This is a genomic window from Pseudomonas sp. H3(2019), assembly GCF_007713465.1.
GTDB lineage: Bacteria > Pseudomonadota > Gammaproteobacteria > Pseudomonadales > Pseudomonadaceae > Aquipseudomonas.
This window is the reverse complement of sequence record NZ_VMSG01000034.1, coordinates 25074-48670: the sequence shown is the minus strand read 5'-3', so window position 1 is coordinate 48670 and position 23597 is coordinate 25074. Positions and strand designations below refer to the sequence as shown.

The window sequence follows — 23597 nt, the reverse complement described above, 5'->3', positions numbered from 1 at the left end:
CTTTTTCAGGGAGCGCGCCCAGTCCTTTATTTCACGACAGAATGATGACTGTTTGATGACGATCCGGGGATCGTCAGCATTAAATTGCCATCACTTTTTGTTGCTGGCGACCGCGGTGTTCAGCTTCAAGTAATCCAGCAGGATCCGCCCGGTTTCGCTCAGGTAGGCATCGTCTTCCGGTTTGGTCTTTTCTGGCTCGGCCGCGATGGCGTCTTCGTCTTCTTTCTTCAGTTCCTTGAGCGGATCTTCGCCCTTGGCCTTGCGGCGGATGTTTTCCATCACCAGCTGCTTGGCTTCGATATCGGCGTGTTGCGCGCGACGCTCGGCTTCATTGAGGCTGACGGTTTTTTCCGCCATCAGCTTCTGGGCCAGCGCCAGCTTGTCGCGAATGAACACAAACTCCGCGTCCTTGGCCGAACGGGCATCATGCTCGGACTTGAGCTGTGCCAGGTACGGTTTGAACGGGTCGACTGCCGGCTTGATGGCCGGGCGAATAGTGTCCCACGGCATGGATTCCGGCAGGGCGCTCTCGCCGATTTCCTTGGTGTCGATGATCGACGGGAAGTCGACATCCGGCAGCACGCCCTGATGCTGGGTGCTCTGTCCGGAAACCCGGTAGAACTTGGCCAGTGTCAGTTTCAGCTCGCCATGGTTCAGCGGCTGGATGGTTTGCACGGTGCCTTTGCCGAAGGTCTGGCCGCCGATGATCAGCGCGCGGTGGTAGTCCTGCATGGCGCCGGCAAAAATCTCCGAAGCCGAAGCAGACAGACGGTTGACCAGCAACGCCATCGGGCCTTTGTAGAAGGCGCCAGGGCTTTCGTCTTCCAGTACATCGACCCGGCCGTCGGCGTTACGTACCAGCACGGTCGGACCTTTGTCGATGAACAGACTGGTCAGCTCGGTGGCTTCCTGCAAGGAACCGCCGCCGTTGTTGCGCAAGTCGATGACCACACCGTCGACCTTGTCTTTTTGCAGTTCGGTCAGCAGCTTCTTGACGTCGCGGGTGGTGCTCTTGTAGTCCGGATCACCGGCGCGGAACGCCTTGAAGTCCAGGTAAAAGGCCGGGATCTCGATGACGCCGAGCTTGTAGTCCTTGCCGTCCTGTTTGAGGTTGAGGACCGACTTCTTCACCGCCTGATCTTCAAGCTTTACCGCTTCGCGGGTGATCGAGACGATCTTGGTGGTCTGGTCGTTTGGCGCATTGCTGGCCGGGATCACTTCCAGACGCACCACGGTGCCTTTCGGCCCACGGATCAGCTTGACCACTTCGTCCAGGCGCCAACCGACGACGTCGACCATCTCTTTGCTGCCTTGGGCAACGCCGATGATCTTGTCCGCCGGTGCAACCTGTTTGGTCTTGTCTGCCGGACCTGCCGGCACCAGACGCACGACTTTCACCTGATCGTTATCGCTCTGCAACACGGCGCCGATGCCTTCCAGCGACAGGCTCATGTTGATGTCGAAGTTCTCCGCGTTATCCGGTGACAGATAGTTGGTGTGCGGGTCGTAGGACATGGCGAAGTTGTTGATATACGCCTGGAAGATGTCTTCCGGACGGGTCTGGTCCAGGCGCGACAACTGATTCTTGTAGCGCTTGGTCAGGGTATCCTGAATCTGTTTGGGGTCTTTGCCGGCGATCTTCATCCGCAGCACTTCGTCCTTGACGCGTTTGCGCCACAGGTCGTCGAGTTCGGCAGTGGTCTTGAGCCACGGGGCGTCCTTGCGATCGATCAGCAAGGTTTCCTTGGTGGTGAAGTCCATCTTGTCGACGCCTTTGTTCAGCTCGACCAGGGCGAAGTCCAGACGCGCTTTGACGCGATCCAGATAACGCTTGTAAATCGTGAACCCGGCGTTCAGGTCACCGCTTTTGAGGAACTCGTCAAACTGGTTTTTCCATTTGTCGAATTCGGCGATGTCGCTGGCCATGAAATAACTGCGCGACGGATCAAGCAGCTTCAGGTAGCTGTCATAGATGATCGCGGAACGTGCGTTATCGAGCGGCGGCTTGCTGTAATGGTGGCGCTTGAGCAACTCGACGACGTTAAGGCTGGCAATCACCTCGTCACGATCGGGCTGAAGGTTGTCCCAGCTATTGGCTGCGAACGTAGTGGGCGACAGCGACAAGCTGCCCAGGCCAATGAAAAGCGCAAGTGCGGTGCTGGGGAACAAATGCTTCATGCTGATTCGACGCGGGGGCAATTGATAACGCATATTAGGCCGTCTTTAAAGTCGCCGGTTCCACAAGGCTCTACGCAAACTGCTCGCGTATCGATCAGGCTGGGTTAAAACTGCCTGATCGCCACTCGGCGAATTTTCGTACGACCCTGGGCCGGTCGCATAATGCAAAAAACCCGGCGCTACAGCATCGGGCTCAGTCCAGACTCACTATGGAGGCACTGTGAAAGCATTGCAAGGCGTTGAAGGTCGAGTGGAGTGGGTTGAAGAGCCCAGTCCGACGTGTGACGTAGGACAAGTTCGCATTCGAGTGGCGGCAGCGGGCCTCAATCGAGCCGATTTATTGCAGAAGGCAGGGCTCTATCCGCCGCCACCGGGCGCCAGTCAGGTGCTGGGCCTTGAGTGTTCAGGCGTGATCAGCGAGGTCGGCGCAGGGTCGTCCTGGCAGGTTGGAGACCGGGTCTGCGCGCTGCTGGCGGGCGGCGGGATGGCCGAAGAAGTGGTGGTCGATGGCCGTCACGTGTTGCCCGCGCCCGAAGGTTTGTCGCTGGTCGAAGCGGCAGCGTTGCCCGAGGTCTACAGCACCGCCTGGCTGAATTTGTTCCAATTGGCTGCGCTCAAACCGGGTGAGAAAGTTCTCCTGCACGCCGGGGCAAGCGGGGTTGGTTCAGCTGCCATTCAGCTATGCAAGGCGTTCGGCAACCCGTGCTGGGTCAGCGTCGGTTCGGCGGAGCGGCTGGCCTACTGCGAGGCGCTGGGAGCGCAAGGCGGGGTGGTGCGCACTGATGGGCTGGAGGGTTTGCGTGACCTGGGGCCGTTCGATGTGATCCTCGACCCGGTCGGCGCCAACTATGCCGCGCTGAACCTGAAGTTACTGGCGCTCGACGGTCGTTGGCTGTTGATCGGCTTGATGGGCGGTCGTGAAGCGCCGCTGGATCTGGCGCAAGTGCTGGCCAAACGGATTCAGCTGCTGGGTTCGACCCTGCGCAGCCGTGACGAGCAGTTCAAGGCCGATCTGTTGAGTGACCTGAGCCTGCACGTCTGGCCGCTGTTCGCCGAAGGGCGCCTGAGCCCGCAATTGGCCAGGACCTTCCCGATCAGGGACGCTGAAGCGGCGTTTGCCGAGCTTGCGACCAATCGGGTGTCGGGCAAGTTGGTGCTGGTGATCGACGAAAGCCTGATTTGACTACTGAGAGATCGTTCCCACGCGGAGTGGGAACGATCCCCGTGGGAACGATCATGGGTTACTTCCAGATGTGGATCGGCCAACCGGCCTTTTCGGCGTGTTCACGCAGTACCGGATCCGGGTTGACCACATGCGGATGGTCGACTTTGATCAGCAACGGCAGATCGTTGCGTGAGTCGGAATAGAAACTCGCACCTTCAAGGTTCTCCTCTTCGGCGTCCAGCCACTCCAGCAAGCGTGTGATCTTGCCTTCGCGATAGGTCAGGGTGCCGACCGTGTTGCCGCTGTAGACCCCATGAGTCACTTCCAGCTCTATAGCGAGGATCTCGTCGATACCCAGGCGTTCGGCGATGGGTTTGACCAGGTGCGTACCGGAGGCGGAGATCACCAGAATCCGGTCGCCAGCCTTGCGATGCTCGGCGATGGCTTTGCAGGCGTCGCTGAAGATGATCGGTTCGATCACGTCCTCGACCCACGGCGCCACAAGGTGCTCGACTTCTTCCGGGGTGCGTCCGGCCATCGGCTCCAGGCTGAAGGTCATGTAGTCCTCCATGGCCAGGTGACCCCGGCCGTAGGAATCCATCAATTCCTTGTCGCGGCGCAGGAACGATTCGCCGTCGACCCAACCGAGGCGGACCATCTGCTCGCTCCAGAGTGAGGCGCAGTCGCCGTGGATCAGGGTTTCGTCCAGATCAAAAATTGCCAAAGCCATCAGTGGGGTTCTCTTCGAGAACAGCTTCAAGCGGCAAGCTTAAAGCTGCAAGAGTGGATTTAGGTGGTCAGCAGTCTACAACTTGAAGCTCGCGGCTTGCAGCTTGCCGCTGTCTTCAAGCTACCTCACACAGGGCTGTCGGATCGATGGAAAGTGCCAGCCGTTGACCATCGGCATGCAGGTCAGCCGCCGAACGGTTCAGCACGTCTACCACCAGTTCAACGCCGCGAGCCTCGACCCGATAGCGGATCACGTTGCCCAGCAGGCTGTGGCTGCGGATCAGCGCGTCCGGCTCGCCATGGCGACTCAGTTCGATGGCTTCCGGGCGAATCGCGATGCGGCCATTGATCGGGCGTTGCAGCAGCTTGCTGGCGCTGGCGGCGTCGAGCAGGTTGTAGTTGCCGATGAAGCCGGCGGCAAACACATCGACCGGCGCGGTGTAGAGCGTTTCAGCATCGCCGCTCTGGACGATCTTGCCCTGGTTCATCAGGAAGATCCGGTCGGACATGGTCAGGGCTTCTTCCTGATCGTGCGTTACGAAAATCGTGGTCAACCCCAGCTCGCGCTGGATCTGCCGGATCTGCTCGCGCAGGTGTTTGCGGATACGCGCATCGAGTGCCGACAGCGGCTCATCGAGCAGCAGCAGGCGTGGCCGGGTGACCAGCGAGCGGGCGAGGGCCACGCGCTGGCATTGGCCGCCAGATAGTTGATGCGGGTAACGGCTGGCGAAATCGGTCAGCTCCACCAGTTGCAGTACTTCGAGCACGCGCTTGCGGCTGTCGTCGGCGTTGACCTTCTGCATACGCAAACCGAAGGCGACGTTCTGCTCCACGGTCATGTTGGGGAACAGCGCGTAACTCTGGAACACCATGCCGATTCCGCGTTTCTGCGGGCTCAGCGGCACCAGGTCATGGCCGTCGAGCAGGATCTTGCCGCCATCCACTGCGGTCAGCCCGGCGATGCAGCGCAGCAGGGTCGACTTGCCGCAACCGGACGGGCCGAGCAAGGTGACGAACTCGCCTTTCTGGATTTCGCAGTTGATGTCGCTGAACACCGGAGTGCCGGCGGAGCCCGTTTGCGAGTAGCTTTTTTGCAGGTGTTGGACGCTGACATAGCTCATTGGCTTTTGTCCTTGTTCAAAATATTGGCAGCCCAGGTCAGAACCAGCACAAAGAAAAAGTAGGAAATCACCAGCGCGCTGGTGAAGTGACCGCTGCTGTTACGCATGTTGTTGAGATAGACCTGCAGGGTTTCGTAACGCGTGCCGACGAGGATGTTGGCGAACACGAACTCACCGAAAAGGAACGAGAACGACAGCAGCAATGCGACCATCAAGCCTTTGCGCAGGTTCGGCAATACCACCAGGAACGCCGCTTGCCAGGTGCTGGCGCCGAGCAGTTGGGCGGAGTCCATCAGGTCGCGCAGGTTGATCGCCTGCAGGTTGTTGGTGATCGCCCGGTACATGAACGGCAGCGCCACGGTGAAGTAGCAACCGACCAGAATCCACGGTGTACCGACCATCGCGAACGGTCCCGACCCGTAGAGCTGCAACAAGCCCACCGAAGACACCACGGGTGGCACTGCGAACGGCAGCAGGATCAGGATGTTCATCAGCGCGTCGAGTTTCGGGAAGTGGTAATGCACCACGAACAGCAGTGGCAGGATCAGCACCACCGACAGAATCAGCGCACCCACGCAGACCAGCAGTGACTGGCCAAAGGCGTTGAGAAAACGCGGGTCGCTCCACAGCTGGATGTACCACTTGAAGGTAAAGCCGCTGGGCAGAACGGTGGCCGACCAGCTGCTGGCGATCGAGTAGATCAGCGTCCCGGCCAGCGGCAGCAACAGAATGGCGAACAGCAGATAAACCACGACCCGGTGGTAGACACCGACGGGGCCCAACTCAGCGCGAGACATGGTAGCTCCTCTTCAACAGCAACTGATGGACCACGGTCACCAGGGTCATCAACGTCACCAGCACAACGGCCAGGGCACTGGCCATGTTCGGGTCCAGGGAAATGTCGCCCGAAACCATCGCCGCGATGCGGATCGGCAGCACGTTGAAGTTGCCGGTGGTCAGGGCGTAGACCGTGGCATAGGCGCCGAGGGCATTGGCCAGCAGGATTACGAAAGTGCCGAGCAAGGCCGGGGTCAGCACCGGCAAGCCGATGTGTCGCCAGAACTGCCAGCCATTGGCGCCGAGCAGGGAGGCCGATTCGCGCCAGTCTTCACGCAGGGCGTCGAATGCCGGGTACAGCAGCAACACGCCGAGGGGAATCTGGAAGTAGGTGTAAAGGATGATCAACCCGGTTTTCGAGTACAGGTTGAAGTCCTGAATAATCCCGGCCTGCTTGAGCATGATGGTGAAACTGCCGTTGAACCCCAGCAGGATGATGAATGCAAAGGCCAGCGGGACACCGGCGAAGTTGCTGGTCATGTTGGCGAAGGCGTTGACGAAGTTGCGCAGCTTCGAGTCGACCCGGCGCAGCGAGTAACTGCCGAGGATTGCGATGACGATGCCGAACACGCTGGACCAGAAGCTGATCTCGAGGCTGTACTGGATCGCCTGCAGGTAGAACTTCGAGCTGAAGATCTTGTTGAAGTTGGCCAGGCCCCAGCCGAACTCTTCCGATTGCACACTGTTGATCAGCACCCAGCACAGCGGCGCGATCTGGAACACGATAAAGAAAATGGCGAAGGGCACCAGGCATAACGCCGCCAGCCATTTGCCGCGGGTGATTGAATTCACTTGAACAGCTCCCGGCACACTGGTTTGTCGTGGGCCACACCCAGCAACTCGCAGACAGTGCCACACAGTTCGGTTTGTTTCGGGGCTGCATGGGGATTGAAGCTGAAGGCATCGCCGATGACGAACAGCGGCACTTCACGTTCTTCGGCCAGCAGGCCGTTGTGGGAACGGTCGTTGTTCATGCCGTGATCGGCGGTCACCAGCACCTGATAGCCAGCGTCGAGCCAGCCTTGCAGGTAGTCGGCGAGAATGATGTCGGCCGAGCGGGCACTGTTGCGGTATTGCGCCGTGTCAAGGCCGTGCTTGTGCCCGGCGTCGTCGATGTTCATGGGGTGGACCAACAGAAAGTTCGGTGCATGGCGCAGACGCAGGTTCTCGGCGTCGGCGAACAGGTGCGAATCGGGGTAGTGATCGGACCAGTAGAAATGCGCATGCTGGATCGGCAGTTCGGTGTTGTCGGTGTGGCGGTCGCGGGCAGCCATGAAGGGCGAACGGTTATACAGTTCGCTGACCCAGTGGTAGGCCGCAGCGGCGGTGCTGAGCCCGGCAGCAGTGGCGTAGTGGAACACGCTGTGCTGGTTCGACAGGCGGGACACGTTGTTGTGGACGATACCGCTGTCGATCGGTGTGACGCCGGTCAGGATGCATTCATAGAGCGGGCGCGACAGGGACGGCAGTTCGCATTCGAGTTTGTAGAGGGCTGCGCGTCCTGCACCGACATAAGCCTGAAGATGTCCCATGGCGTGGCGGGCAACCTCGTAATTGAGGCCGTCGAGCACGACAAGGATGACGTTGTGCTTCATGGGGGAGGAAACTCCAAAATCAGGTGGTAGCGTCAAAACCTGTAGGAGCAAGGCTTGCCCGCGATGGTATCGCCGCGGTCGTTAGACAGATCACGGTGCCTGCATCGCGAGCAAGCTTTGCTCCTACGGATGCAGCATTACTGCATATTGATGATGACTTCTTCCTGCCACTTCTGCGGCAGGGCCTTGGAGGTTTTTTCCCAGGCATCGGCGTCGGTGATCGGCTTGGGCTTGGCGGCTTCGTACTGCGCGGCCGGGATCAGGTTTTTCGCGACATCAGCAGGCAGTTTCAGGCCTGTTTCAGCACGAATCGGCCGGGCGTTACCGCGCGCCAGATTGATTTGGCCGGCATCGCTGAAGATGTACTCGCGGGCCAGTTTTGCGGCGTTCGGGTGCTTGGCGTATTTGTTGATGATGGTGGTGTAACCGGACTTCACCGAACCATCGGACGGGATCAGCACGACGTAGTCATCCGGGTTGACCATCTTGGCTTTATAGCTCAGGCCATTGAAGTCCCAGACCACACCGACTTCGACTTCACCCTTTTCCATGGTGGAAATGGTCGGGTTGGCCAGCGACAGGCGACCTTGCTTGGCGATCTCGGCGAACATCAGCAGTGCTGGCTGAATGTTCTTTTCATCACCACCGTTGGCGATGGCGGCGGCCAATACGCCGTTGGCGGCTTGTGCAGCGGTGCTCACGTCACCGATGGAGACCTTGTATTTACCGGTTTTCAGGTCAGCCCACTTTGTCGGGGCATCGGAACCGTGCAGCAGTTTCTTGTTGACGATGAACGCGATGGTGCCGGTGTAGGCCAGTGCCCAGTTGCCGTCCTTGTCCTTGGCCCAGTCCGGAACTTGCGCCCAGGTGCTTGGCTTGTACGGTTGAACCACGCCTTGCTTGACTGCGATCGGGCCGAAGGCGGCGCCAACGTCGCCGATGTCAGCACTGGCGTTGTCTTTTTCGGCGGCGAACTTGGCGACTTCCTGGGCCGAACTCATGTCGGTGTCGATGTGCTTGAGGCCGTAGTTCTTGGCCAGGTCTTCCCAGGTACCTTTCCAGTTGGCCCAGTCATCGGGCATGCCGACGCTGTTGATGGCGCCTTCCGCTTTTGCAGCGGTCTCCAAGGCTTTTAAATCGGTGTCAGCCGCCATGGCTGCGGTGCACATGGCGATGGTCGAGCCTAACAGTGATGCCAGGAAAAGCTGTTTCATCCGAAGCTCCTTTGGGCGTATTCAACGCTGCGTTTTGCGGTTTGTTGGTCTAGGTCAGCAATACCTGAGCCAATTTAGGTGAGCTGGATGACACTTTGATGTCGGTATCAGGCGCGCTCGCATTCTTTTCGCTCGGTAGTGGAGGCTGCGAAGTAAGCGTAGACCATGGCCGGAAGGCCGGTTTGCAAGGACTTGGCCGCTTATTTGCACAGGTCTGGATCAGCCGTTCGGCGGCATTGTCATCGATCAGTCATATGTATTGCCTAGGCTTGCAATACGTTTCAGGACGCGTTTTTTGGCGCAGTCCTGCCCCGAAATAGTGCTGGTCTAGTCCAGATAGGTAACGTTGATGCGCGAAGAGGCAACGAAAGCGGTGACAGCTATCGGTCAGGTGCTTCAGGAGCAGATCGACCACGGTCTGTTGGCACCTGCGAGCAAGCTGCCGGCCGAGCGCAAGCTCAGTGAGTTGTTCGGGACCACGCGGATCACCGTGCGTGAGGCGTTGTTGCAGTTGGAAGCGCAGGGGCAGATTTATCGCGAAGAGCGGCGCGGCTGGTTCGTTTCGCCACCGCGTCTGGCTTACAACCTGATGCAGCGCAGTCACTTTCACGCGATGGTCAGTGCCCAGGGGCGGGTGCCGTCGACCGAGGTGATTTCGGCGCGGTTGCAACCGGCGTCAGCGGCGGTGTGTGCCTGGTTGCAGCTGCCGGCGTTGTCGAGTGTGATTCAGATCTGCCGTTCGCGGCGCATCGATGGGCGGTTGGTTTTGTATGTTGAGCACTACTTGAATCCGCAGTTTTTTCCGGGGATTCTGGCGTTCGATCTCAATCAGTCGATTACCGAGCTGTATGCGCGGCATTACGATTTGCACTATGGCCGGGTGCGCTTCGAGATCGTGCCGACTGCGTTGTCGGTGGACGCTGCGGCCGCACTTCGGGTGTCCGTGGGCAGCCCGGGGTTACGGATTGCCCGGGTCAATTACGATCAGCATCAGCGATTGATCGATTGTGACCTGGAGTTTTGGCGGCATGATGCGATTCATGTCGGGGTGGATGTGGTTTGACTATTGGTGTTAATAAGTTGTTGGCTGTTCGATAGATGTATATATGTTGTTCGGGGGATGGGTGATGGCTGGCTGAAACTTAAGTTTATATAGTTGCTGTTGATGTGCTGATTTGCTTGTATGTATATTCAAGTCGCTCGCGCAAGGTTGCGTAGCATTCAGGGATTTATTTACATAAGGATTAGTGTATGAGTAGTGATGAGCTTTCATTTATAGCAACCATGAGTATCTGTAATTATCCTGTAACGTTGGCTGGTAACAGACTTACAACGCAGTGGATGAAAACAGCCCCGACGAGGTTTTATTTCAAGTACTTCCACGGCTTTTATAATATTCAAATAGCTAGTGGGGAGCATGCAGGGGCATGCGTTGATGTTGTTGGGGATGGTTATCTTGTGGCAGCTAAAGACGGTACTCCTTTCTTGTTGCAGGCCACTACTAAAGCGTATATTACCTTGGCTGAAATAGTAGGTGATCAGAAAGCGGTCTACCTGCAAACCCCTCGTAAGTATTACGTGCAGCAATGCATGTATGGGGGGACGGCATTTGAAGATCACGACACGATGTATAACTTTTTGCTGGCTGTTCCCAGAGTCGATCGGGGTGATGGTAAGTATCTGGCAATGGAGGAAAATTCTTGGGTGGCACGTTCGGCCGGGTATCCTGATCGTACTATTCCTGCTGATATCACTTTGCATATTGAGCAGAAAGGCGTCAGCTAAAAGTTGTTGATGATCGAGCGTAAGTGCCTGTAGCTTGCGCTGTAATAAAATAGAAATTGCCCCGTTCCAGTAGGGACGGGGCAATGAACATGCGGTTGTTCAACCGTTACTCTTTCTCAAGCCCGTCTGCGGCCGTCACCACCTGAATACTCATCCTCGGTGTCGCCAGATCCAGCCCGGCTTCATCCAGATGGCGTTTGAGCGATAGGTTAAACGCTCTTGAAACTTCCCATTGTTTGATTGGTGCGGTCTTGAACCGGGCGCGAAGGATTGCGCTGCCGGACTCAAAACTTTCGACGCCCTGAATCTCCAGCGGCGACCAGATGTTGCGGCGCTGGATGGGGTCGGTGCGCATTTTCTGGCCGACTTCGCGCATCAGTTTGATCGCGTCGTCGATTTCCATGTTGTACGGCACTGCCACCCGGAAGATCGCGTAGCCGAATTCCCGCGAGTAGTTCTTGATGCTTTTGATTTCACTGAACGGAATGGTGTGCACGATGCCGTCGATGTCCCGCAGGCGCACGGTGCGGATGGTCAGGCCTTCGACGGTGCCCAGGTGGCCGCCGACGTCCACGTAGTCATCGATGGCCAGGGAGTCTTCGATGATGATGAACAGTCCGGTGATCAGGTCGGCAACCAGCGACTGCGCGCCAAAACCGATGGCCAGGCCGATCACCCCGGCACCCGCCAGCAGCGGCGTGACGTTCATGCCCATGTTGGCCAGCGCGACGATCAGCGCAATGATGAAAATCGCCACGAACAGCACGTTGCGAATCAGCGGCATCATGGTCTGCGCGCGCGCATTGGCCAGGCCTTTGCGTGAGCGGGTGAGGGCGTGGTGCACGGCGGTGTCGCTGAGGATCCAGATCAACCACGCGAAGATCAGCGTACCGCCCAGACTGAACAGTTTGACACTGACTTCATGACCTTCGCCTTCGGTGAAGCGGATCAGCGACATGCCCCAGACCCGCAAGCCCAGTTCGATGAACGCCAGCCACACTGTCAGGTGCGCGAGAGTATAGAAGAAGCTCTTGAGGCGGTCCGAGTACAGCGCATGGCGCTTTACCCCGCGTTGTGGCTTGAGTGCGTGGCGGCGGACCAGTCCGTTGATGACCATGCACAACACCAGCAGCACGGTGCAGATCAGCGATTGGCGCAGTGCGGTGCTGGTGTCGCCGGCCGAGACGAAGGTGGCGAACAGCGAGATCGCCACCAGCACCAGTGCAGGCAAGTACCAGAAGGTCCCGAGAATGTCGATGGTGTCGCTCAGTGCACGACGGGTCAGTCGCCGCGACAGCGGCTGGTTGCGGATCAGGTGGGCGATGGGCCGACGGAATCGCAGGATGAACAGACCGGTGAAAATCGCGGCCAGCACATTGGCGATGGTCGCGGTGGTGTGGGCCAGGTGAATGCCGAGGCTGGTGACCAGCCGTGGGTCGTTCAAGGCTTCGCCGAAGGCCGCAAAACTGCCGATCAGCCACAGCGGGCGAAAGGCCTGGTGCCGCAGGATGTACAGGGCGCGATGGCGGTGCGGGCCGTCGAGCACCGAGAACGCGATCACGCAGATCGCCGAGAAGCAGGTGCCGACCACCAGTGCATAGGCCAGCACCATGGCCAGGTATTTACCCAGCGATGATGGCAAGGCGTAGCTCATGTAGACGGTAATCAGCAGTGCGATCAGCCAAGGGCCGAGTTTACGCAGGGCAAAGCGCAGCATGTCCCAGGTCTTGGGGTGTTGCGGCAGTTCTTCAGTCAGGCCGAAGCGCGTTCGGACGCGATGACCGAGCCAGATCAGCGCAGCGGCGAGCAGGCTCCAGAGCATCAGGATCAGCGCGAAGGCAAAGAGCATTGGCAGCCATTCGCTGGCCGGCAGCATCAGTGCACTCAGTTCGTCCTTGGCCAGTTCGAACTCATCGGACCAGCGAGTGAGCGGGCTGTCGGCACCGGAAAACTGTTTTTCGAGGCTGGCCAAGGTGCCGCCGATCAAGCCGAGCACACCGTCTTCTTCGGGGGGCTGGGCCTTTTTAGTGGTGTCGCGCAGTTTCTTCAGGTCGGTCAGCAATCTGGCTCGTTGCTGATCGTTTTCCAGCGATTTGATCACTTCGTCCAGCGATTGCCCCAGCGGTGCGGTCGCTTCCGGTTGGGCTTTTGGTGAGCCGTTGAGCAGGCCTGGCAGGCCGACAGCCTGAGCAGGCGCCACGGGAAGCAGCATCAACAGGCAGATGAATAGCGTAGACGGCAGGGCAAAAAGACGAGCGAACACTAGGTGGTCAACCTCAACAGGGTGCAGGTCGACCGAGTGTACGAGCGGGGCAAAACCAATGCGAGCGCAGTGAATGCTTTTATTCGTTCAGTTTGGCGAGGATTTTGTAAATCACGGTGGCGAGGATCAGCAGCATGCCGACCCACATCGAAAACACCCCGGCATTTTTGTCGCGAAAGTTGAAGCCGATGGCCAGCAGGATCATTCCCGAGAGAATCGGAATGAGCATGGAGTTGAACACAGACATCGAGATCATGACGACAGCCTTGTCGGGGAAGGTGACGTAAGTCTAGGTGGCTTTTGTGCGACGTGGGTTGATGCGGATCAGAAATGGTTCGGCAGCATCCCGTAATCCCTGTGGCGAGGGAGCAAGCTCCCTCGCCACAGGGATTGCGTTACGGCAACTCGCGGCACGCGTAGAAAGCGCTCAGCACTTTGACCAGGTGCGCCAGGTCATGGCTGCCGCACAATTCACGGATCGAGTGCATGGCAAACGTCGGCAGGCCGATGTCCACGGTGCGTACGCCCAAATGGCTGGCGGTGATCGGGCCGATGGTTGAGCCACAGCCCATGTCGCTGCGTACCACGAAGCTTTGCACCGGAACTTCTTCGGCCATGCACAGATGACGGAAGAACCCTGCGGTTTCGCTATTGGTGGCGTAGCGCTGGTTGCTGTTGACCTTGATTACCGGGCCGGCATTGAGTTTCGGGCCGTGGTTGGCGTCGTGCTTGTCGGCGTAGTTGGGGTGTACGCCGTGGGCGTTGTCGGCCGAGACCAGCAGCGATTTCTGAATGGTGCGGACGAACTCGTCGCCCTCAGGCAGCAGGCGACGCAGGGTTTGTTCGAGCATCGGGCCATCGGCACCGCATGCCGAGCAGGAGCCGACTTCTTCGTGGTCGTTGCACACCAGCACGCAGGTTTCATCGGTTTCAGCTGTCAGCAAGGCTTGCAGGCCGGCGTAGCACGACAGCAGGTTGTCCAGGCGCGCCCCGGCAATGAAGTCGCCATGCAGGCCGATGACGGCGGCGCTTTGGGTGTCGTAGAAGCTCAGCTCGTAATCGAGCACCACGTCGGCGTTCAGACCGTGTTCCCGAGCCAATTGATCGGTGAGCACGGCGCGGAAATCCACTCGCTCGTCACCGGCAAATTGCGCGAGGATCGGCGGCAGTTCGGTCTGTGCGTTGATCGCCCAGCCCATGTTGGCTTCACGGTTGAGGTGAATGGCCAGGTTGGGAATGGTGGCGATCGGTGCCTTGAAGTCGATCAGCTGGCTTTCGACCTTGCCGTCGCGACGAAAGGTCACGCGACCGGCCAGCGACAGGTCACGGTCAAACCAGGGGGCGAGCAATGCGCCGCCATAGACTTCGACGCCCAACTGCCAGAAACCCTGACGTTGCAGTTCAGGTTGTGGCTTGACCCGCAGGCATGGGCTATCGGTGTGAGCGCCGACCAGGCGGATGCCGTCGTGCAGTGGGGAGTTGCGACCCATCTTGATCGCAACGATCGAGGAGTCGTTGCGCGTGACGTAGTAGCGACCATTGGCTTCGGTGGCCCAGGGCTCACGCTCGTCAAGGCGCTGATAACCCGCCGCTTCCAGACGCTGAACAAGGCTGGCGGTGGCATGGAATGGGGTAGGGGAGGCCTTGAGGAAGTCGATCAGGCCTTGGTTCAACTCTTCGCGCATAAGTAGCTCCAGACAGCAGTGCCGCGAGTTTAACGTATTGATCGCAGGTTTTGCGTGGTACGCAACTTTGATGATCGTTCCCACGCGGGAGCGTGGGAACGATCAGTAGCACTCAAAACGGTGCCGGGCACTCGAAGCGCAAGCGTTCGCCACTTTGCGGGTGGGTGAAGCTGAGCATGCTGGCGTGCAGGCACAGGCGCGGCCAAGCCGCCAGGGCTTGCGGGTGAGCGTATAGCCCGTCACCCAGCAACGGATGGCCGATGGAGAGCATGTGCACGCGCAACTGATGCGAGCGGCCGGTAATCGGCGTCAGTTCCACCCGGCACCAGTCGCCGCAACGTTCCAGCACACGCCAGAAGGTCAGCGCATGCTTGCCGAATTCATGGTCCACCACGTGGCGGGGTTTGGTCGGCGGGTCGTAGCGCAACGGCAAATCAATGCTGCCGCTGTCCAGTTCCGGCTGGCCCCAGCACAGTGCGGTGTAGGCTTTTTCGGTTTCGCGGTCGTGAAACTGCCGAGACAGCTCGCGATGGGTATCAGGGTCGCGGGCCAGCAGGATGATCCCGGAGGTTTCCCAGTCCAGTCGATGGACGATGCGCGCTTCCGGGTAGCCGTTTTCTTGCAGGCGGGTGATCAGGCAGTCCTTGTTGTCATCGGCGCGACCGGGCACGGAGAGCAGCAGGGTAGGCTTGTCCACCACCAGTACGGCGGCGTCCTGATGGATGATGCGGATATTCGACAGCGGCATTAAAACAGCCTCGTAACAAACGCCAACGGCGGCTCAGGTCCTCTCCGTTGCTGGAAAGGACCTGAGCCGCCGTGGCTCCAGCCGGATCGACTCAGCGATCAGGCAGGGTGATATTGAGTTCCAGAATCGAGCAGCTGCCCTGGTTTTCCAGTGCGACGTGCACGTCATCGGACCCGATATTGACGTACTTGCGGATCACCTCGACCAACTCCTTCTGCAAGGCCGGCAGGTAATCTGGGGTACTGCGCTGGCCGCGTTCATGCGCCACGATGATCTGTAGACGCTCTTTCGCTACCGACGCGGTGCTTACTTTTTTGTTGGCACGAAAGAAGTCAAAAAGATTCATTATCTACCTCCAAACAGGCGCTCGAAGAATCCCTTCTTCTCAACGTCAAGGAACCGGTGTTGCACGGTTTTGCCCAGCAGACGATCGACGGCATCGCTGTACGCCTGACCGGCGTCGCTTTGGTCGTCGAGAATCACTGGCACGCCTTGGTTGGAAGCCTTGAGTACGGCTTGCGATTCCGGAATCACACCCAGCAGGGTGACCGCCAGAATCTCTTTGACGTCTTCGACGCCGAGCATTTCGCCGTTGTTTACGCGCTCTGGGTTGTAGCGGGTCAGCAACAGGTGTTCCTTGATCGGGTCTTCGCCGTTCTCGGCGCGACGCGACTTGCTGGCCAGCAGGCCAAGCATGCGGTCCGAGTCACGAACCGAGGAGACTTCCGGGTTGGTCACGACAATCGCTTCGTCAGCGAAATACATGGCCAGGTGGGCGCCTTTCTCGATGCCCGCCGGAGAATCGCAGACCACGAATTCGAAGTCTTCTTTAAGTGCCATGAGCACTTTTTCCACGCCTTCTACGGTCAGCGCGTCTTTGTCGCGGGTCTGACTGGCGGCCAGCACGTAGAGGTTTTCCAGGCGCTTGTCTTTGATCAGGGCTTGCTGCAGGTTGGCTTCGCCGTTGACCACGTTGACGAAGTCATACACCACGCGACGCTCGCAACCCATGATCAGGTCGAGGTTACGCAGGCCGACGTCGAAGTCGACGATGACTGTTTTGTGACCGCGCAAAGCGAGGCCGGTACCGATAGCGGCGCTGGTGGTGGTCTTACCCACACCACCCTTGCCGGATGTAACCACGAGAATCTTGGCCAAGGTGTTTCACCCCTAAGGAAAAAGGACTTTTAGCCCCTGAAAAACATCTCCTGAAAACTACTGCAGTCGGACAGCCTTGGCTGGAATCCGGTGTTCGGCGGGGTTTACCTCGGGTAAACGCTGCCTTGTGCCTTTTTCCTACTTCGTTTGAGCCGTTTTCGCTACGTTTTAGAGATGCTTGGAAAATGCGGCAGTATCCGTTAAAGCCGAATGATGTTCAACACGTCACCCGACAGGCTGACTTGTACGCCGGCCCCCCACAGCGGATCGCGGCGCAGATCTTCGGAAACCTTGTAATGACCGGCGATAGAGAGTAGTTCAGCGCTCAATTGCTGACAGAAAATCCGTGCCTTGGAGTCACCCTTTACACCGGCCAGCGCACGACCGCGCATCGGTCCGTATACATGGATGTTGCCGTCGGCGAGAAGTTCCGCCCCCGGGCTGACCGAGGAAACCACTACCAAATCGCCACCCTGGGCATAAATCTGCTGGCCACCACGTACTGGCGAAGTGATTATTCGGGTCGGTTTGATGGTCGGCTCAGGCGGTTTTTCCGGTTTTTTCCTGACTTCGCCTTCGTGCGGGTCAAGTGCTCGTTCGCGCGCGCCAGACGGCGGCAGCACCGGCAGGTCGACGGCAATGGCGGCGGCGATGTCTTCGATGCGACTGGCGCGGATGGCCAGCGTGCGCAAGCCATGGTGTCGGCAAACACGCATCAGCGCAGGCAGGTCGACCGCGCCTTCAGTGGCCGGGAGTTTGTCCAGGGCCAGCACCAGCGGCGCATTGCTGAAAAAATTAGGCGCCAGGGCGACCTTCGCAGCCAGTTGTCGGTCGAGGCTTTCGAGGTCATTGCGGGCCAGTTCCAGCACCGTAATGGCGAGCATGCTGCCCTTCAACTGGAACACGGGATCTTGGTCTAGCGGTTCGGTTTGGCTCATGGTCGGCATAAAACGGCTTGTCACTAAAAGTGCCGAGACTTATAACGAGAACGCCCGTAAGCCGCAAGCCGGGTCGAACCGATGTAGAATGCGCGGCCTTGTTGTCTGTCCGGAATCGTTAATGGATCGCCCGCAATTTCGAGCTGCATTTTTTCATCCGCGCTTTTGGCTGCTATGGTGCGGTCTAGGGCTGTTGTGGCTGGTCGTTCAGCTGCCGTATCCGCTGCTGCTGCGCATTGGTCGCCTGCTGGGTAGCGGGATGTATCGGGTTGCCACCGATCGTCGGCGCATCGCCAAACGCAACCTGGAACTGTGTTTCCCGGAAAAAACACCTGACGAGCGCAAACGCCTGCTCAAGGAAAACTTCGCCTCGACCGGTATTGCCTTCTTCGAGATGGCCATGAGCTGGTGGTGGTCCCGCGCGCGTCTGGCACGCCTGGCCCATGTCGAAGGGCTGGAGCACCTCAAACAGGCTCAGCGCGACGGCAAGGGTGTGATCCTGATGGCGTTGCACTTCACGACCCTGGAAATCGGCGCAGCGTTGCTCGGCCAGCAGCACACCATCGACGGCATGTACCGCGAACATAAAAACCCGCTGTTCGATTACATTCAGCGGCGTGGTCGCGAGCGGCATAACCTCGACTCGCTGGCGGTCGAGCGCGACGACGTACGCGGCATGCTCAAGTTGCTGCGCGCTGGCCGGGCCATCTGGTATGCACCGGATCAGGACTACGGCGCCAAGCAAAGTATCTTCGTGCCGTTATTCGGCATTATGGCGGCAACCGTTCCCGCTACCAGCAAGTTTGCCAAGCTGGGCAAGGCGCTGGTGGTGCCGTTCACCCAGGAACGCCTGGCCGACGGCAGTGGTTACCGTCTGGTGATCCATGCGCCGCTGAACGACTTTCCAGGTGAAAGCGACGAGGTCGATTGCATCCGGATCAACCAGTGGGTCGAAGGTTGCGTGCGCAATTGTCCTGAGCAATACCTCTGGACCCATCGACGCTTCAAGAGCCGTCCGCCCGGCGAGCCGAAATTGTATGCCAAGCGCGGTTGAATCCGTTTCGTCAGACTAGATTGAAAGCCCCAAGCACCATGGAGCGTTGCGATGAGTTCAGTTGAGCCGGTTACAGGTTTGATTCTTTCCGGCGGCGGGGCTCGGGCGGCGTATCAGGTCGGGGTGCTGGCAGCGATAGCCGAGCTGCTGCCGGCAGGTTCCGCCAATCCGTTTCCGGTGATCGTCGGCACTTCGGCCGGGGCAATCAATGCGGTAAGCCTGGCCAGCGGGGCGATGGACTTTACCGCCGCCATCCAGCGGTTGACCGCATTCTGGCAGGGCTTTCGCAGCGACCTGGTGTTACGCAGCGATTGGCCGGGAGTGATCAGCCAGGCCACTCGGTTCGTCTGTCACAGCCTGCTGGGGATTGGCGCAAAAGTGCCGGTGGCGCTGATCAACAGCTCACCGCTGCGCGATTTGTTGAGCGACAATCTGCACCTGTCCGGCATCAATGAAGCCATCGCGCAAAAGCAACTGCACGCCGTGGCCGTTACCGCCTTCGGTTATGAGTCCGGGCAAGCCGTAACCTTCTATCAGGGCGGCCGGAGCATCGATGCCTGGCTGCGCCATCGACGTATCGGCATGCCGACTCAATTGACGGTCGACCATCTGCTCGCGAGTTCGGCGATCCCGTTGTTGTTTGCGCCCGTGAAGATCGGCAACGAGTACTTCGGCGACGGTGCGGTGCGTCAATCGGCGCCGATCAGCCCGGCCCTGCACCTGGGGGCGAGCAGGGTGCTGGTGGTGGGCGTCAGTGGTAACCCGCGCGGCGTTGATCCCGATAATCCGTTGCAGCGTACCTACACCGGTCAGCAACCCTCGTTGGCGCAGATTGGCGGGCACATGCTCAACAGTACGTTCATTGACAGCCTGGAGAGCGACATCGAGCTGTTGCAACGCTTGAACCAGTTCAGTCACTTGTTACCGGCGAGTACCGCGGCCCGCAGCCTCGGCGTAGCACCGGTGGACGTGTTGGTGATTGCCCCGAGTCAGCCGATCGATGAAATCGCCGCACGGCATCGGCAAGAGCTGCCAGCCGCGTTGCGACTGTTCTTGCGTGGGCCGGGTGCGACCCGGACCAGCGGCGCCGGGGTGTTGAGTTATTTGCTGTTCGAGGCGGGATATTGCAGCGAGTTGATCGAACTTGGCCGCCGCGATGCCTTGGCCAAGCGCGAAGAGTTGTGCCGGTTTTTGGGGTTGGAAGAGCCGGCAATCCTGGCTTGAGGACTGCAGTGCGGCCATCGCGAGCAAGCTTTGCTCCTACGGATCTGTGTCGTTCATAAATATTGCGAACAACCCCTCACCTGTGGGAGCAAGGCTTGCCCGCGAAGGCGTCCTTGCAGGCGATGCAAAACTCAGGCAGTCAGCCGATCATCGCGAAAATCACGCAACGCCTGTTCGATCTCCTCCCGGGTATTCATCACGAACGGTCCGTACTGCACGATCGGCTCACCCAGCGGTTTTCCGGCGATCAACAGCACTCTGGCGCCGGACTCGCTGCTCAGTTGCAGCTCGCCTTCATCCGACAACCGGACCAGTTTACTGACGCCGACACTCTGAGTTTGTCCCGGCAATTCAACGCTGCCGTCATACACATAGAGCAGTACCCGATGCCCGTCAGGCAGTTTCGGCGTGACGCTAGTGCCGGCCGGCAGATGGAAATCAAAGTAATACGGTTCGGTGTCTGGCCGTTGTACTGCGCCTGCTTGCTTGACGGTGCCGTCGTCGAACAGACCGGCGATCACCACCACCTCGACGCCTTGCGCGGTTTTCGATCGTGGAATGTCCGCAGGCTGAATGTCCCGATAGCTGGCCGGATCGAGTTTGTGCTTGCCCGGCAGGTTCAGCCACAGCTGGAAGCCGCGCATCACACCTTCTTCCTGCTCCGGCATTTCGCTGTGGATGATGCCCTTGGCGGCGGTCATCCATTGCACGCCACCGCCCTCCAGCAAACCGACGTTACCCAGATGATCCTCATGGCGCATGCGGCCTTCGAGCATGTAGGTCACGGTTTCGAAGCCGCGGTGCGGGTGGGGTGGGAAGCCGGCGATGTAGTCGTCGGGATTTTCCGAGCCGAACTCGTCGAGCATCAGGAACGGGTCGAAGCGTTCGATGCCAGCCCCCCCAAATACCCGGGTCAGCTTGACCCCGGCGCCATCGGACGCGGGTTGGCCGGTATGCAGGCTAAGCACTTTGCGAAACTGAGTCATCGGTGCAACTCCTTGATCAGAGTGGAATGCTGCCATGCTATGCCAGACGGATTGATCAATGGTTGCGAATTTTGCGGGGGTTTAATCGGGATGTTCGATGTGTTGGCGGCAAAGCAAAAGACCGCAGCCGCGCCGGTCCCTACACTCGATGCGCTTGTGTAGGTGCTGGCGAAGGCTACGATCTTTAACGTTGGATCAGAAGTGGTACTTCACCAGCAGGCTTGTCGCGCTCTGATTGGTGGTGAAGTCTTTGGTGTCTTCGATGGCGTACTTGTTCTTCCAGTAGTCGTACTCGATACCGACGTACAGCTGCTTCTCGCCCCAGTGCAAGGCTTTGCCCAAGTCGTATTTGATCTGCGGGTTGAAGTGCAGGTTGGCGTGGTAGGTGCCTTGGCTGTTCTTGTCGTTGTCGACCACCCAGTCCATGTAACCGTCGATCAGCACGCTGGAGCTGCCCACCGGGATGGTGTAGGACCATACTGGAGTGATCTGCCAGATGTTGTTACCCGGGCGTTTATCGTCGGTGTGGCGATTGTAGAAGTTCAGCTGGAAGTAATCGAAACCGGGAATGGCCAGGTCGAAGCCCGGACCGATCAGGTAGGAGTTGACGTCGCCTTCGCCGGTCTCGTAGGTCATGGCCAGCAGGACGTCCTTGATCGGGCCGAACTCGAGTTTCTGGTCGAAGATCTTGCCGAACGACAAGCGCGGGCTGAACTCACCGTAGTACGTGTTATTGCCGAGGTAGGCGTCAGGTTTGCCGTTGTAGAAAATCTTGTCGATGAACAGGAAGTTGTCCCCGTATTTCCAGGCATCGGCGTGCTCGAAGGTCACGGTTTGCTGGATACTCGGGTTGACTTTAAAGTCTTTGCCATAGAGATAGGTCAGGCTGTTGTTCTGCCACTGCAGCAGGTCGCCGGCCATTGCCTGGCCCCCCGCCAGCAAGGATCCAGCGAGCATCAGGCTAGTGCATGTACGGTTCATTCGGTTGCTCCCAAAGTAAGTGGTCCCACGTTTTTTTTTGAGTCGACGCTCTGCTGTGGCGCCTGTTTTTCGTTGCTGTAAACAATCATCCAGTCGCTCGGCTTCAGCGCTCCGGCAAGCGCTGAGCCAAGGCTTTTCAAACGCAAAAGAACGCCCGCTCGGCTGTTCGAAAACAGTCGATCAAGTGTCCATTCGGTTTTTATTGGAGTGTGCCGTGTGACCGTCCAGAGCCGGGATAAGCTGGCTATCTGGTCAGGAATTAAATCCGGGCTTTTTTTTAGAGCCGATTCAGGCGGCCGCGGAAAATACTGACTCCCGCGACATGGCTCAAGCGCCCCGCAACGGAGCGCCGCTATCAAGTTTGTCACCGTGTTGCTCCTCGATTATTTTTATTGTTAAGGCGCAGACAGCCGCCGACGGCGACCGGGCGTATCGCCGGTCGGTCTGTCATGCGGGTACTTCGTGTTACGGGTGGAACCGGATAACGATGAAAGGGCGGGTGGACCGCGTTGCGGTCATTCGCGAGCAGGCTCGTTCCCACAGTTCTTGCACAACCCCTGTGGGAGCGAGCCGGCTCCGGGCGGCGTTCCGACGATGTTTTTGCTGCTTAGTTGGTCCGGGCTCCCTGGTTGATCCAGGCGCCGATCAGGTCGCGTTCCTGCTGGGTCATCTGTGTGATGTTGCCCAACGGCATGATTTGGCTGGCGACAGCCTGGGCCTGAATCCGCGGGGCCAATTGCTGGATCTGTTGCGGGGTATCGAACATCACGCCAGCCGGTGCCGCGCTGAACAGCGGGCTGGTCGGTTTGGCCGAATGGCATACCGCACAACGTTCCTGAATCACGCTGTGCACCTTGTTGAAGTCCGGACCGCTGGCAGTCGAAGCTTGCGCGGGTGCAGCGGTGGCGACCGGGGCAGCAGGCGCTGCTTCAGCGGGTTTGGCACCGCCACCGAGGGCGGTTTCCGGCAGCGGTTGGTACTCGATCTTCGCCGGTACCTTGGCCACTTCCGGGGTGTTCATTGGCGTCGGGCCGGTGACGTAGGCCAGGCAGATCATGCCCACTGCCGCGACGGGCAGGGTCCAGGCGAACTTGTGGCTTTGGTGGCGGGTGTTGAAATAGTGACGCACCAACACCGCGAGTACCGCGATCCCGGCCAGGATCAACCAGTTGTACTGGCTGCCGTAGGTGCTCGGGAAGTGGTTGCTGATCATGATGAACAGCACCGGTAAGGTGAAGTAGTTGTTGTGACGTGAACGCAGCAGGCCCTTGGCTGGCAGTGCCGGATCCGGTGTGCGGTTCTCGGCGATGGCTGCCACCAGTGCCCGTTGGGCCGGCATGATGATGCGGAACACGTTACCAACCATGATGGTGCCGATCATGGCGCCAACGTGCAGGTACGCGCCGCGGCCACTGAACACTTTGCTGAAGCCGTAAGCAGCGCCAATGATCAGCACGAACAAAATGAAACCGAGCAGGGCAGGGCGTTTGCCCAGGGCCGAGTCGCACAGGAAGGAGTAGATGAACCAGCCGATGAACAGCGAGCCAAGACCGATGGCCACACCTTCAGGTCCGCTCAGGCTGCTGCCGGGTGCCAGCAGGTACAGCGTCGGGTTGGAGTAGAACACCACGCACAGCAGCGCGATCCCCGACATCCAGGTGAAGTAGGCTTCCCATTTGAACCAGTGCAGGTTGTCCGGCATGGTCGGTGGGGCCAGTTTGTATTTCTCCAGGTGGTAGATCCCGCCACCGTGAATCGCCCACAAGTCACCGGCCAGACCGTTTTTCGGGTTGACCCGATTGAGGTTGTTTTCCAGCCAGACAAAGTAGAACGACGCGCCGATCCAGGCCACGCCAGTGATCATATGAACCCAGCGCACGCTCAGGTTCAGCCATTCCAACAGATGTGCTTCCACAGTCTTTACCTCTCGCCTGTC

General features: G+C 59.0%; 23 protein-coding genes. 5 read left to right on the top strand and 18 right to left on the bottom strand.

Going from position 1 to position 23597, the window contains the following annotated elements:
• Nucleotides 1–90: 90 nt before the first annotated feature.
• On the bottom strand, nt 91–2178 hold the full coding sequence (locus tag FPT12_RS25705; RefSeq protein WP_178098900.1) for a carboxy terminal-processing peptidase: 2088 nt from the start codon (nt 2176–2178) through the stop codon (nt 91–93).
• Nucleotides 2179–2398: 220 nt separating this feature from the next.
• Between FPT12_RS25705 and FPT12_RS25700 the strand changes: the two genes are divergently transcribed.
• On the top strand, nt 2399–3361 hold the full coding sequence (locus tag FPT12_RS25700) for a zinc-binding dehydrogenase (RefSeq protein WP_145021823.1): 963 nt from the start codon (nt 2399–2401) through the stop codon (nt 3359–3361).
• A 58-nt stretch (nt 3362–3419) separates the two neighbouring features.
• Here the strand turns inward: FPT12_RS25700 and FPT12_RS25695 are convergent, their stop codons facing one another.
• From FPT12_RS25695 to FPT12_RS25670, 6 genes are all read right to left on the bottom strand, one after another.
• Complete coding sequence (locus tag FPT12_RS25695; protein WP_145021819.1) at nt 3420–4073, bottom strand: HAD family phosphatase; 654 nt, start codon at nt 4071–4073, stop codon at nt 3420–3422.
• A 115-nt stretch (nt 4074–4188) separates the two neighbouring features.
• Nucleotides 4189–5193, bottom strand: coding sequence for an ABC transporter ATP-binding protein (locus FPT12_RS25690; protein WP_145021816.1), 1005 nt, complete (start codon nt 5191–5193; stop codon nt 4189–4191).
• Complete coding sequence (locus tag FPT12_RS25685) at nt 5190–5990, bottom strand: ABC transporter permease (protein WP_054593521.1); 801 nt, start codon at nt 5988–5990, stop codon at nt 5190–5192. The genes FPT12_RS25690 and FPT12_RS25685 overlap by 4 nt, the downstream gene beginning before the upstream one ends.
• The gene (locus tag FPT12_RS25680; RefSeq protein WP_145021814.1) at nt 5977–6822 is read right to left on the bottom strand and encodes an ABC transporter permease subunit; all 846 of its coding nucleotides are present in this window, start codon (nt 6820–6822) and stop codon (nt 5977–5979) included. Before FPT12_RS25680 ends, FPT12_RS25685 begins: the two co-directional genes overlap by 14 nt.
• On the bottom strand, nt 6819–7625 hold the full coding sequence (locus FPT12_RS25675) for an alkaline phosphatase family protein (protein WP_145021811.1): 807 nt from the start codon (nt 7623–7625) through the stop codon (nt 6819–6821). The genes FPT12_RS25680 and FPT12_RS25675 overlap by 4 nt, the downstream gene beginning before the upstream one ends.
• Nucleotides 7626–7762: 137 nt before the next feature.
• Nucleotides 7763–8839: an ABC transporter substrate-binding protein gene (locus FPT12_RS25670; RefSeq protein WP_145021808.1), complete on the bottom strand. Its 1077-nt coding sequence runs from the start codon at nt 8837–8839 to the stop codon at nt 7763–7765.
• Nucleotides 8840–9188: 349 nt separating this feature from the next.
• Here FPT12_RS25670 and FPT12_RS25665 point away from each other — a divergent pair, with 349 nt between their 5' ends.
• The gene (locus tag FPT12_RS25665) at nt 9189–9902 is read left to right on the top strand and encodes a UTRA domain-containing protein (RefSeq protein ID WP_145021805.1); all 714 of its coding nucleotides are present in this window, start codon (nt 9189–9191) and stop codon (nt 9900–9902) included.
• 188 nt (nt 9903–10090) lie between these two features.
• On the top strand, nt 10091–10624 hold the full coding sequence (locus tag FPT12_RS25660) for a hypothetical protein (protein ID WP_145021802.1): 534 nt from the start codon (nt 10091–10093) through the stop codon (nt 10622–10624).
• Between the two features lie 106 nt (nt 10625–10730).
• Here the strand turns inward: FPT12_RS25660 and FPT12_RS25655 are convergent, their stop codons facing one another.
• From FPT12_RS25655 to minC, 7 genes are all read right to left on the bottom strand, one after another.
• Nucleotides 10731–12887 (bottom strand): mechanosensitive ion channel family protein, encoded by a 2157-nt coding sequence (locus FPT12_RS25655; RefSeq protein WP_145021799.1) that lies wholly within the window; start codon nt 12885–12887, stop codon nt 10731–10733.
• 79 nt (nt 12888–12966) lie between these two features.
• Nucleotides 12967–13143, bottom strand: a complete 177-nt coding sequence (locus FPT12_RS27770; RefSeq protein ID WP_178098898.1) for a hypothetical protein — start codon at nt 13141–13143, stop codon at nt 12967–12969.
• A gap of 139 nt (nt 13144–13282) precedes the next feature.
• A complete protein-coding gene (locus FPT12_RS25650; protein WP_145021796.1) occupies nt 13283–14572 on the bottom strand; it encodes a M18 family aminopeptidase in 1290 nt (429 codons plus the stop codon).
• Nucleotides 14573–14684: 112 nt separating this feature from the next.
• Complete coding sequence (locus FPT12_RS25645) at nt 14685–15320, bottom strand: RluA family pseudouridine synthase (protein ID WP_007940846.1); 636 nt, start codon at nt 15318–15320, stop codon at nt 14685–14687.
• A 91-nt stretch (nt 15321–15411) separates the two neighbouring features.
• Nucleotides 15412–15666, bottom strand: a complete 255-nt coding sequence (gene minE, locus FPT12_RS25640) for a cell division topological specificity factor MinE (protein ID WP_019693048.1) — start codon at nt 15664–15666, stop codon at nt 15412–15414.
• A complete protein-coding gene (gene minD, locus FPT12_RS25635; protein WP_145021793.1) occupies nt 15666–16478 on the bottom strand; it encodes a septum site-determining protein MinD in 813 nt (270 codons plus the stop codon). The genes minE and minD overlap by 1 nt, the downstream gene beginning before the upstream one ends.
• A gap of 200 nt (nt 16479–16678) precedes the next feature.
• Nucleotides 16679–17416: a septum site-determining protein MinC gene (minC, locus tag FPT12_RS25630; protein ID WP_054598158.1), complete on the bottom strand. Its 738-nt coding sequence runs from the start codon at nt 17414–17416 to the stop codon at nt 16679–16681.
• A 121-nt stretch (nt 17417–17537) separates the two neighbouring features.
• Here minC and FPT12_RS25625 point away from each other — a divergent pair, with 121 nt between their 5' ends.
• The gene (locus tag FPT12_RS25625; RefSeq protein ID WP_145021790.1) at nt 17538–18470 is read left to right on the top strand and encodes a lipid A biosynthesis lauroyl acyltransferase; all 933 of its coding nucleotides are present in this window, start codon (nt 17538–17540) and stop codon (nt 18468–18470) included.
• A gap of 51 nt (nt 18471–18521) precedes the next feature.
• Nucleotides 18522–19694 (top strand): patatin-like phospholipase family protein, encoded by a 1173-nt coding sequence (locus FPT12_RS25620; protein ID WP_145021787.1) that lies wholly within the window; start codon nt 18522–18524, stop codon nt 19692–19694.
• A gap of 131 nt (nt 19695–19825) precedes the next feature.
• Here the strand turns inward: FPT12_RS25620 and FPT12_RS25615 are convergent, their stop codons facing one another.
• The 4 genes from FPT12_RS25615 to FPT12_RS25600 all read right to left on the bottom strand — a co-directional run bounded on the left by FPT12_RS25615 (nt 19826) and on the right by FPT12_RS25600 (nt 23576).
• Nucleotides 19826–20680, bottom strand: coding sequence for a pirin family protein (locus FPT12_RS25615; protein ID WP_145021784.1), 855 nt, complete (start codon nt 20678–20680; stop codon nt 19826–19828).
• Nucleotides 20681–20875: 195 nt separating this feature from the next.
• A complete protein-coding gene (locus FPT12_RS25610) occupies nt 20876–21661 on the bottom strand; it encodes an outer membrane protein OmpK (RefSeq protein ID WP_145021781.1) in 786 nt (261 codons plus the stop codon).
• The gene (locus FPT12_RS25605; RefSeq protein ID WP_145021779.1) at nt 21658–22029 is read right to left on the bottom strand and encodes a hypothetical protein; all 372 of its coding nucleotides are present in this window, start codon (nt 22027–22029) and stop codon (nt 21658–21660) included. Before FPT12_RS25605 ends, FPT12_RS25610 begins: the two co-directional genes overlap by 4 nt.
• Nucleotides 22030–22268: 239 nt before the next feature.
• Nucleotides 22269–23576: a urate hydroxylase PuuD gene (locus tag FPT12_RS25600; protein WP_145021776.1), complete on the bottom strand. Its 1308-nt coding sequence runs from the start codon at nt 23574–23576 to the stop codon at nt 22269–22271.
• Nucleotides 23577–23597 lie beyond the last annotated feature (21 nt).

Excerpts from the sequence above, each read along its gene's own strand:
- FPT12_RS27770 (WP_178098898.1), bottom strand. The coding sequence starts at position 13,143 with ATGATCTCGATGTCTGTGTTCAACTCCATGCTCATTCCGATTCTCTCG.
- FPT12_RS25660 (WP_145021802.1), top strand. The coding sequence starts at position 10,091 with ATGAGTAGTGATGAGCTTTCATTTATAGCAACCATGAGTATCTGTAAT.
- FPT12_RS25670 (WP_145021808.1), bottom strand. The coding sequence starts at position 8,839 with ATGAAACAGCTTTTCCTGGCATCACTGTTAGGCTCGACCATCGCCATG.
- minE (WP_019693048.1), bottom strand. The coding sequence starts at position 15,666 with ATGAATCTTTTTGACTTCTTTCGTGCCAACAAAAAAGTAAGCACCGCG.
- FPT12_RS25645 (WP_007940846.1), bottom strand. The coding sequence starts at position 15,320 with ATGCCGCTGTCGAATATCCGCATCATCCATCAGGACGCCGCCGTACTG.
- FPT12_RS25675 (WP_145021811.1), bottom strand. The coding sequence starts at position 7,625 with ATGAAGCACAACGTCATCCTTGTCGTGCTCGACGGCCTCAATTACGAG.
- FPT12_RS25610 (WP_145021781.1), bottom strand. The coding sequence starts at position 21,661 with ATGAACCGTACATGCACTAGCCTGATGCTCGCTGGATCCTTGCTGGCG.
- minC (WP_054598158.1), bottom strand. The coding sequence starts at position 17,416 with ATGAGCCAAACCGAACCGCTAGACCAAGATCCCGTGTTCCAGTTGAAG.
- FPT12_RS25665 (WP_145021805.1), top strand. The coding sequence starts at position 9,189 with ATGCGCGAAGAGGCAACGAAAGCGGTGACAGCTATCGGTCAGGTGCTT.
- FPT12_RS25620 (WP_145021787.1), top strand. The coding sequence starts at position 18,522 with ATGAGTTCAGTTGAGCCGGTTACAGGTTTGATTCTTTCCGGCGGCGGG.
- FPT12_RS25695 (WP_145021819.1), bottom strand. The coding sequence starts at position 4,073 with ATGGCTTTGGCAATTTTTGATCTGGACGAAACCCTGATCCACGGCGAC.
- FPT12_RS25615 (WP_145021784.1), bottom strand. The coding sequence starts at position 20,680 with ATGACTCAGTTTCGCAAAGTGCTTAGCCTGCATACCGGCCAACCCGCG.
- FPT12_RS25685 (WP_054593521.1), bottom strand. The coding sequence starts at position 5,990 with ATGTCTCGCGCTGAGTTGGGCCCCGTCGGTGTCTACCACCGGGTCGTG.
- FPT12_RS25705 (WP_178098900.1), bottom strand. The coding sequence starts at position 2,178 with ATGAAGCATTTGTTCCCCAGCACCGCACTTGCGCTTTTCATTGGCCTG.
- FPT12_RS25650 (WP_145021796.1), bottom strand. The coding sequence starts at position 14,572 with ATGCGCGAAGAGTTGAACCAAGGCCTGATCGACTTCCTCAAGGCCTCC.
- FPT12_RS25625 (WP_145021790.1), top strand. The coding sequence starts at position 17,538 with ATGGATCGCCCGCAATTTCGAGCTGCATTTTTTCATCCGCGCTTTTGG.
- FPT12_RS25690 (WP_145021816.1), bottom strand. The coding sequence starts at position 5,193 with ATGAGCTATGTCAGCGTCCAACACCTGCAAAAAAGCTACTCGCAAACG.